Origin of the sequence: Okeania sp. SIO2F4 (genome assembly GCF_010672385.1) — a bacterium.
Lineage (GTDB): Bacteria > Cyanobacteriota > Cyanobacteriia > Cyanobacteriales > Microcoleaceae > Trichodesmium.
Window position 1 is genome coordinate 1 of sequence record NZ_JAAHGT010000465.1, and the last position, 7,456, is coordinate 7,456.

Annotated in this window: 5 protein-coding genes and 2 pseudogenes; 1 reads left to right on the plus strand and 6 read right to left on the minus strand. The window is 36.3% G+C overall.

What is annotated here, in order from left to right; translation table 11 throughout:
- Window positions 1-53: 53 nt before the first annotated feature.
- The 6 genes and pseudogenes from F6K22_RS24860 to F6K22_RS24890 form a co-directional block, all read right to left on the minus strand.
- Window positions 54-290 (minus strand): annotated as a pseudogene (locus F6K22_RS24860) (aldo/keto reductase); the annotation flags it as partial.
- A gap of 103 nt (window positions 291-393) precedes the next feature.
- Window positions 394-1,170, minus strand: a pseudogene (locus F6K22_RS43140) (RNA-guided endonuclease InsQ/TnpB family protein).
- Window positions 1,171-1,857: 687 nt separating this feature from the next.
- The gene (darG, locus tag F6K22_RS24875; protein WP_293104118.1) at window positions 1,858-2,913 is read right to left on the minus strand and encodes a type II toxin-antitoxin system antitoxin DNA ADP-ribosyl glycohydrolase DarG; all 1,056 of its coding nucleotides are present in this window, start codon (window positions 2,911-2,913) and stop codon (window positions 1,858-1,860) included.
- A gap of 162 nt (window positions 2,914-3,075) precedes the next feature.
- Window positions 3,076-3,600 (minus strand): type II toxin-antitoxin system toxin DNA ADP-ribosyl transferase DarT, encoded by a 525-nt coding sequence (gene darT, locus F6K22_RS24880; RefSeq protein WP_293104120.1) that lies wholly within the window; start codon window positions 3,598-3,600, stop codon window positions 3,076-3,078.
- 174 nt (window positions 3,601-3,774) lie between these two features.
- A complete protein-coding gene (locus F6K22_RS24885) occupies window positions 3,775-4,578 on the minus strand; it encodes an SDR family NAD(P)-dependent oxidoreductase (RefSeq protein WP_293104123.1) in 804 nt (267 codons plus the stop codon).
- A 563-nt stretch (window positions 4,579-5,141) separates the two neighbouring features.
- A complete protein-coding gene (locus F6K22_RS24890) occupies window positions 5,142-6,170 on the minus strand; it encodes a hemolysin family protein (RefSeq protein WP_293104125.1) in 1,029 nt (342 codons plus the stop codon).
- A gap of 49 nt (window positions 6,171-6,219) precedes the next feature.
- Here F6K22_RS24890 and F6K22_RS24895 point away from each other — a divergent pair, with 49 nt between their 5' ends.
- A complete protein-coding gene (locus F6K22_RS24895; protein ID WP_293104128.1) occupies window positions 6,220-7,122 on the plus strand; it encodes a DMT family transporter in 903 nt (300 codons plus the stop codon).
- The last annotated feature ends 334 nt before the right edge of the window (window positions 7,123-7,456 follow it).

Genomic DNA, 7,456 nt, shown 5'->3' on the forward strand with positions numbered 1-7,456 from the left:
ACGCCTTTATTTAATAACCAACTTAAAGCTACTTGTGAGGAACTTTTTCCTATTTATTGAGCAACTTTATCTACTTCTTGAGCAATAGTAGTGTTGCGATCGCTCTGGTCTAAAAAATCTTTCATCATTTCATTATCTAGTCTGCGCTCTTCTGAGGTTGCATTATCTTTGGTATATTTCCCACTTAACCAACCACCGGCAAGAGGTGACCAAGCAGTAACGCCGATATCAAAAGTACGAGACATTGGTAAAAGTTCCGTTCTACTAAACTTACCCAAACTTACCCATGACTGATGGCATGAGCTTTGGAGCTAGCTTCCTGTTTCCCAGAATACCACTGACCGCAGTCTGCGTACGGACGCCCTTATGCAACGTCCCTTCTTCTCCACAGGCTTAAAATCGCTTGGAACTCAAGCTACTTCCATACCATAATTTTCGCTCGTTCACAGCAGCATTAAAATCTCTGTCTGCCTTGAACCCGCAGTTCTCACATTCGTACAACCTCTCGCTCAACAGCATTTTCTGTTGATGTCCGAGCGCGAGAACACAATTGAGAACTTGGGTAAAATCTATCTGCTATCAATACTGAACTGCCATACCACTGACACTTGTATATAAGCTGACGCTTAAACTCATAAAAGCCACAGTCTGCTATGGCACTTGCCAGCTTGTGATCTCTTGGTCGATTGGAGGCCAGCGAGGAGACCTCGCCATCCCATCCTAACGGACTGCTCCGCAAACGACCGCTTTTTGAGCATTCCACTTACATTGTCATACTTCTATCACTATGGTACTGTGGTTTTTAGCTCGCCCATGTTGTTAGTTTATGTAGTGCATCTGCTCTGATGTCAGCTACTGCTTGGTGCGCGTTCCGCAAGCGATCTGTCGTCGTCGCGGGGTCGCATCCGCTTTTTTGTGAGCTTTAGCTAATCTTTTTACAGCTTTGGCTCTATTTTTTGTTTGCGTAGCATTCCGCAGGAAACCTGGCTCTTTTTTGCTAACACGCCGTTGATAACCAGTTAGTCGTTTTTTGCCTTGCTTATAGGCTTTGACGTTAGCAAATACTGTTCCATCACTACAAGTTGCGCTTAGATTTATACCAACATCAACACCAATAATATCTCGTTCTTTTGTAGTCTGCTGAGGCTGCTGTTCATATTTAAAACTAATGTACCATTCACCTGCCCGCTTGGATCTTCTCACATTTTTGACTGGTACAGATGGTAAGATACAGTAAGTTTTTACTATTCCTATTCTGGGTAGTTTAATATAGTTTCCTTCTAGGATTTTAATACTTCCTTCGCGCGGAGAAACTATCTTTTTTTCCTTTTTTCTTAAACCGCGGAGCGTTGCGAGGAACGAAGCAATCAGGAAATCCACGTTTGGGAATAGTTAAAAAATTTTTGAATGCCCTCTCTAAATCTCTTAACGCTTGTTGTGGGGCACCCGATCGATACTTCATAATACCAGGGATTTTCACTTTTGACTTCCCTCACCAAACTATACATGTAAAGTGATAGCACTCAGTCGTTTCTTGCTTGATTCATATTCACAGATGCAAGTCGCTAATCCCCAGTTATAAGCAGTCAGGAGCTACACCTGCGTGTTTGGCGAGTATGGTTTTTTGTTGATTATTGACTTTTAATTTAGTCTTGATTAATTGCATTTCAATTTATTAGTCACCTCTTTGAATAGTTGAATTAAGTTAGACATAAATCTAGTATATCATAGTAAATGTCTATTTTTGTATTGCATTTTGTGTTTTGCTCCTTTTTTATTGAACTTGAATCTTATATTTTTACTATAAAGCAGTAGAACATTTATCTCTTGAAAGCTTTTGCCTAGTTGTTTTGAAGATTATTGGTTTGTTGCAGATAGATCAACAAACCAATTTTGCTGTTTAAGCCTTTGCCATGCTTTCTTGAGATGACTGGGTTTAAACAGTTTACGTTTTCTTTCATTCCATTCTTGTACTAATGCGATCGCTTTTTCACTATCTTCTGCTGCTTGAGGGTCTTCTTTTGTCACTACCCAATGAATTGTTGCCAGCATTTCCATGCCGTAAGGAGTTTCAAACCCAGTAATTAAATTACTAACTCTTTCGAGACGTTCGTTAGCTTCGGGATGCTTTTCTAGATAGTTATGAGCTGCATTTCTTCCCTCTGGTAAAACATACATTTGTGACTCCTGACTTCTATCTCCATATCCACGAATGAAATGACCATCTAATGCTTGTAGAACATGATTGAGATTATCAGCATAAGGACCATAATGATGTTTTTGATAACGTAATTTTAATGGTTGTTCAGCTTCCTGAAGAAAATAAGCAAGTTTCTGAATTTCAAGTTTGGTTAAACGATAACCTGGAATTGCATACAACTCTAGCAAATGGATAAATAAAGCGCGAGCAAGAGTCATATTCGGTTTTTTGGTACCAACTTTAATTTGGTCAGCTATTAGTGTACCTATTGGTTCAAAAATTACAACCTGAACATCAGGAAATTCAGCACAAGCATTAACTATCATCGGTTTTACTACTTCCCAATTTAAACCACCATTACCGCACCCTAAAGGGGGAATAGCGATCGACTGAATCTTGAGCTGTTTTACGTCTTCAATTAAAGCTTTTAATCCAGATTCAATATCTTCTATTTTTGATTTTCCTTTCCAGTGACGTTTGGTAGGAAAATTAATAATATATCTGGGAAATAATTTACCTGTAGAAGTAGTAAACATTTGCCCTGGTTGTACTTGTTTAGCATCACAAGCTTTTTTGTATTGTTTGAAGTTTTCTGGGAATGCCTGTTTGAATTGCAAGGCAATACCTTTTCCCATCACACCAACACAATTAACTGTATTAACCAGGGCTTCTATATTTTCTTCTAGGAGATTACCTTGCTTAAATTCAACCATTTTCTTCCTTCAAATAATTTCTATTTTTTGAATTATTTATAACTATCTACTAATCTATCATTAATAATACCAATCAGAATGTATTTTTACAAGAGGTTTATAATCATAATTTTCTAATATTTTCTGGACTTTTATTTTCATATAGTCATTTACAACACCAATTTATTTAACCAATGTCCAAGGGCAAAATTTGTGTACTAAAAATTCAGCTTGTCGGCGACATTTGCGACTGTTATCCTCATCATAATCAAACCAATATTTTGATTCCATTAATTCCCAATCAATATAATTTAGGTCATAAAGATCGTCATAAAAATCAGAGTAATCCATAACTGCATGACCGTCAGTAAAAACAAAATCTAAATTTGAGTTTTCTATTGCTTCTATTTCTACAACTAAATGAATAATTGAACTTTGACCATTTTGATAACTTTCTACATTTCCTTTATGAATAGTAAAAAGCATTGGTGAACGGGGTGCAAAATAAAAAGGAACATAATCATGGAGTACACCTCCTGCGCCACAAGGAACTCCTTTTATTGCTCTTCTCTTTTGAATTTGTTCATAAGCAATATTTGTATAACTAACTTGTTTTTCTTTGAGTCTATTAAGAGCAATTAATCCACCATAATTTAGAATAGAAGCAAGATTATTAAAAGGAGTAATATGGTATATCGGAGTAGGCATTATTTATAAATTTACGACAATTTTCAGACTTTTCCGACTAATAAATCATTAGATAAAAATAGCAAAGAAAGATATGCTTAATAAATAATAGCTAGGAATAACCAACGATAAAAAATAATCTCATCGATCTTGCCTTCATCATATTTTCATCAGCAACACTTTCTCAGCTATAAATTACCCCAAACTTTTTCCCATCATAAACTGAACTAAACCAGGAAATAATCTATAAGTTTCTGTTGCTAAAACAGCCGAACCTACTACTACTTCAGACTGTTTATTTTTAACAACATTCCAGATAGCTTCAGCAATATCTTTTGGCTGACTAACAAAATTAGATTCTAAAGCCAAATTCATTTGTTGGCGACTAGCTTCTACTTCCGAATTATCTCCACCTCGAAACTGCGCCCTTTCCAGAAAATCACTATTAATAACCCCTGGTTGTACAGAACTAACATTAATTCCTTTTGACTCTAATTCCAAACGCAAAGTATCAGTTAATCCAGTAACTGCATATTTACTAGCACAATAAGCAGTCATTTTTGGCAAAGGCATTTTTCCACCAAAGGAACCAACATTAATAATTGTGCCAGATTTTTTTGATAAAAAATGGGGTAATAAAGCTTTAATTGTATTCACATAACCGAAAAAATTGACATTCATTAATTGTTGAAAATCTTCTAAAGTTGTATGTTCTATTCCACCAGTCAGACAAATACCAGCATTATTAACTAATACATCAATTTTTTCATAGAATTCTATTGCTTTTTGCACCAAATATTCTACTTGTTTAGCATCAGTAACATCTGTAGGAATAGCCAAGGCAGATTTACCAATTTCCCTGACTTCATTTGCTGTTGCTGCTAATCTATCTAACTTTCTAGCAGCTAAGACAACGTTATATCCTTTTCTCGCAAATAAAAGTGCTGTTTCTCTACCACAACCTTGAGAAGCACCAGTAATTAAAACAGTTGGCAGCATAATTTTTTGGAGAATCTTCAAAATTTTAAATTTGTGATAATTAGTGTAACGTAATTTTCAGGGAAAAGAAAAGTTGACCGAAAAAATTTGTTCAGAGCAATTATATTTATAAGAGTTACGCAAAGAAACCCGGTTTTTATAAGAAATCTTATGTTTTAACAATAGACATCTGTGAAAAACTGGGTTTATGGGTTCGGTGTATAAGTCTTGATTTAGATAGTTAATGAATCTTCTTTATTAGAAATTTCCAGAAAATCAGGAAACCTTTTCTCTCACCTATCTAAGGACAGTTCCATGGAACTGTCCTTACATTACTCCCTTGTCTAGCAGAAAAAAGAAAAGTTTATCAAAAAAATCTGACTCCTAACTACTCCCTACTCCCTAATCCCTACTCCCTTGTCTAGCAGAAAAAAGAAAAGTTTATCAAAAAATCTGACTCCTAACTACTCCCTACTCCCTAATCCCTACTCCCTTGTCTAGCAGAAAAAAGAAAAGTTTATCAAAAAAATCTGACTCCTAACTACTCCCTACTCCCTAATCCCTACTCCCTTGTCTAACTGAAATTACTCATCCTTTAACTTGATTTTTCCTCTCATTCTTGCCACAACTTGTAAGTCAACACTTTTATCAGTCTCATCAACAATTTCACCAGTTAATTCTTCCAACACATCCTCCAGAGTAACCACTCCCGACATTCCTCCATATTCATCTAAAACAACCATCAAATGTTGACGATATTTCTGAAATTCTTTCAATAATATATCCACCCTCAATGTATCTGGAATAAACCTAACATCTCGCATAAAATCAGCAATTTTTTGATTTTCTTTTCCCTCAATCATAGCCTTAAGTAATTCATGTTTTAAGACCATACCAAGTACGTCATCGATAGAATCTCCGATGACAATAATTCGGCTATGTTGAGAATTAATAATATCTGATTTAACCTCAGCTATAGTTGAATTACTATATAAATAGGTTGTCGCTATTCGAGGAGTCATAATGTCAAATGCACTTTTATCATTTAGCCGAAATACTCTTCTAATCATTTCAGCTTCATCCCCTTCAATTACCCCCTCCTTATATCCTATTCTGGTCAAAAACATAATTTCTGCTTCATTAGTAGTGGGTAATTTTTTTCCTTGAGTAAAAGGTGATGTAATTTTTTCCATGAACCAGACTATCGGAGTAAATAAAAAAGTTAATCCCTGCACAGGCAAAGCTATAGTTAACGCAAATCTCATGGCATAGCGTTCCCCAAGAGTTTTGGGAATAATTTCACCAAAAACTATTACTAAAAATGTCAAAATAGCAGAAAAAACTCCTAACCAAGCATTCCCTAAAACTGAAGCTGCTATATTACCAATTAAGATACTGCCAACAATATTAAAAATGTTATTAATAATCACAACAGTGGCAATGGGGCGGTTAATTTTTTTCTTAATTACCCACAGTGCTAATGCTGCTGGTTTTTTAGGCTGCGCTAACTGTTGTACTTTAATAGGAGAAACTGAAAGTAAAGCTGTTTCAGTAGCAGAACAAAGGGCAGAACCTATGAGAATAATTAAAACTATAATAGTTAGCTTTAGCATACTCAACTAATAATTGGATAAACTTAATCATACCATTTTTTATTTACTTATGAAACCTTCTAACTGGTTAATTATATTAGTTCTAACTATCGGTGTTTTGGCAATATCTACTGGTGCAATATTAATCAGGTTGGCAAGTCTATCTGCGGGAATGAGTGGGATAGGGTTTAGTCTAGTAATAGCTGCCTCGCGGGTGGCGATCGCTTCTTTACTATTATTACCAACATGGTCGAAAATTAAGTGGCAAAACCTCCAACCAGGGGCAATACTCTATGCAGGAGCAGCGGGAGTTTGCCTCGCCACTCATTTTCCTCTTTGGATTACTTCTTTATCTTACACTTCGATCGCAGCTTCTACTACCCTGGTCACGACTAACCCTATCTGGGTAGCTTTGTTGTCATGGTGGTGCTTCAAGGAAAGACTTTCTCTCCAGACAGTTATTGGCATAGTAGTAGCTATGACTGGAGGAGTAATGATTGGTTTAGCAGATATTGGTGGGACAACTACGGGTAGTAAACCTCTTCTGGGAAATTTTTTAGCCCTCATGGGAGCTTGGACAATTAGTTTCTATATGCTTCTGGCACGTGAAGCTCAAACCAAGGGGTTTGGTATTGGAGGCTATATTGTGGTAGTCTATAGTATAGCTGCAATTGTATTATTGCCTATTTCCTTAATTTCGGGTGTTGACTACTTTGGTTATTCTGGTTTAGTCTATTTTTATTTATTATTAATGGCGTTAGTGCCTCAATTAATAGGACATACAAGTTTTAATTGGGCAGTGCGTTGGATGTCTCCTACTTTAGTTACTTTGGCAATTTTATTTGAACCTGTTGGAGCCAGTTTTTTGGGTTATGTATTGTTTGATGAGATGCCTTCTCTAATTGTTTTATTGGGAGCAGTTATTTTATTAGTTGGAGTGGCAGTTGCTGCTCTAGGTTCTCAACAAAAATAGACATATATTCAACAATTAATTATTAATTATTAATTATTAATTATTAATTATTACCTCTTCTTGAAAACGGAATTGATTGACTAATCATGAAAAATTTTATCTTCTCTCTTGGGAGATTGGAGGCAAGCGTTTGCGCTTCGCAAAGCTTCGAAGTTCGCGTAGCGTCCCGGAGGGAACGGAGACCTCGCCATCCCATCCTAAGGTCATGCTTCGCTTTCCGACCGCTTTTTTCCCTTTAAAAGGGGAGTGGCCAGAGCTTCGTCGGCATCGGAAAAGTCGACCTTGGACGAAATGGCTTGCATGATCCCGATGAGGTCCGAGTCGAGGATGGCTT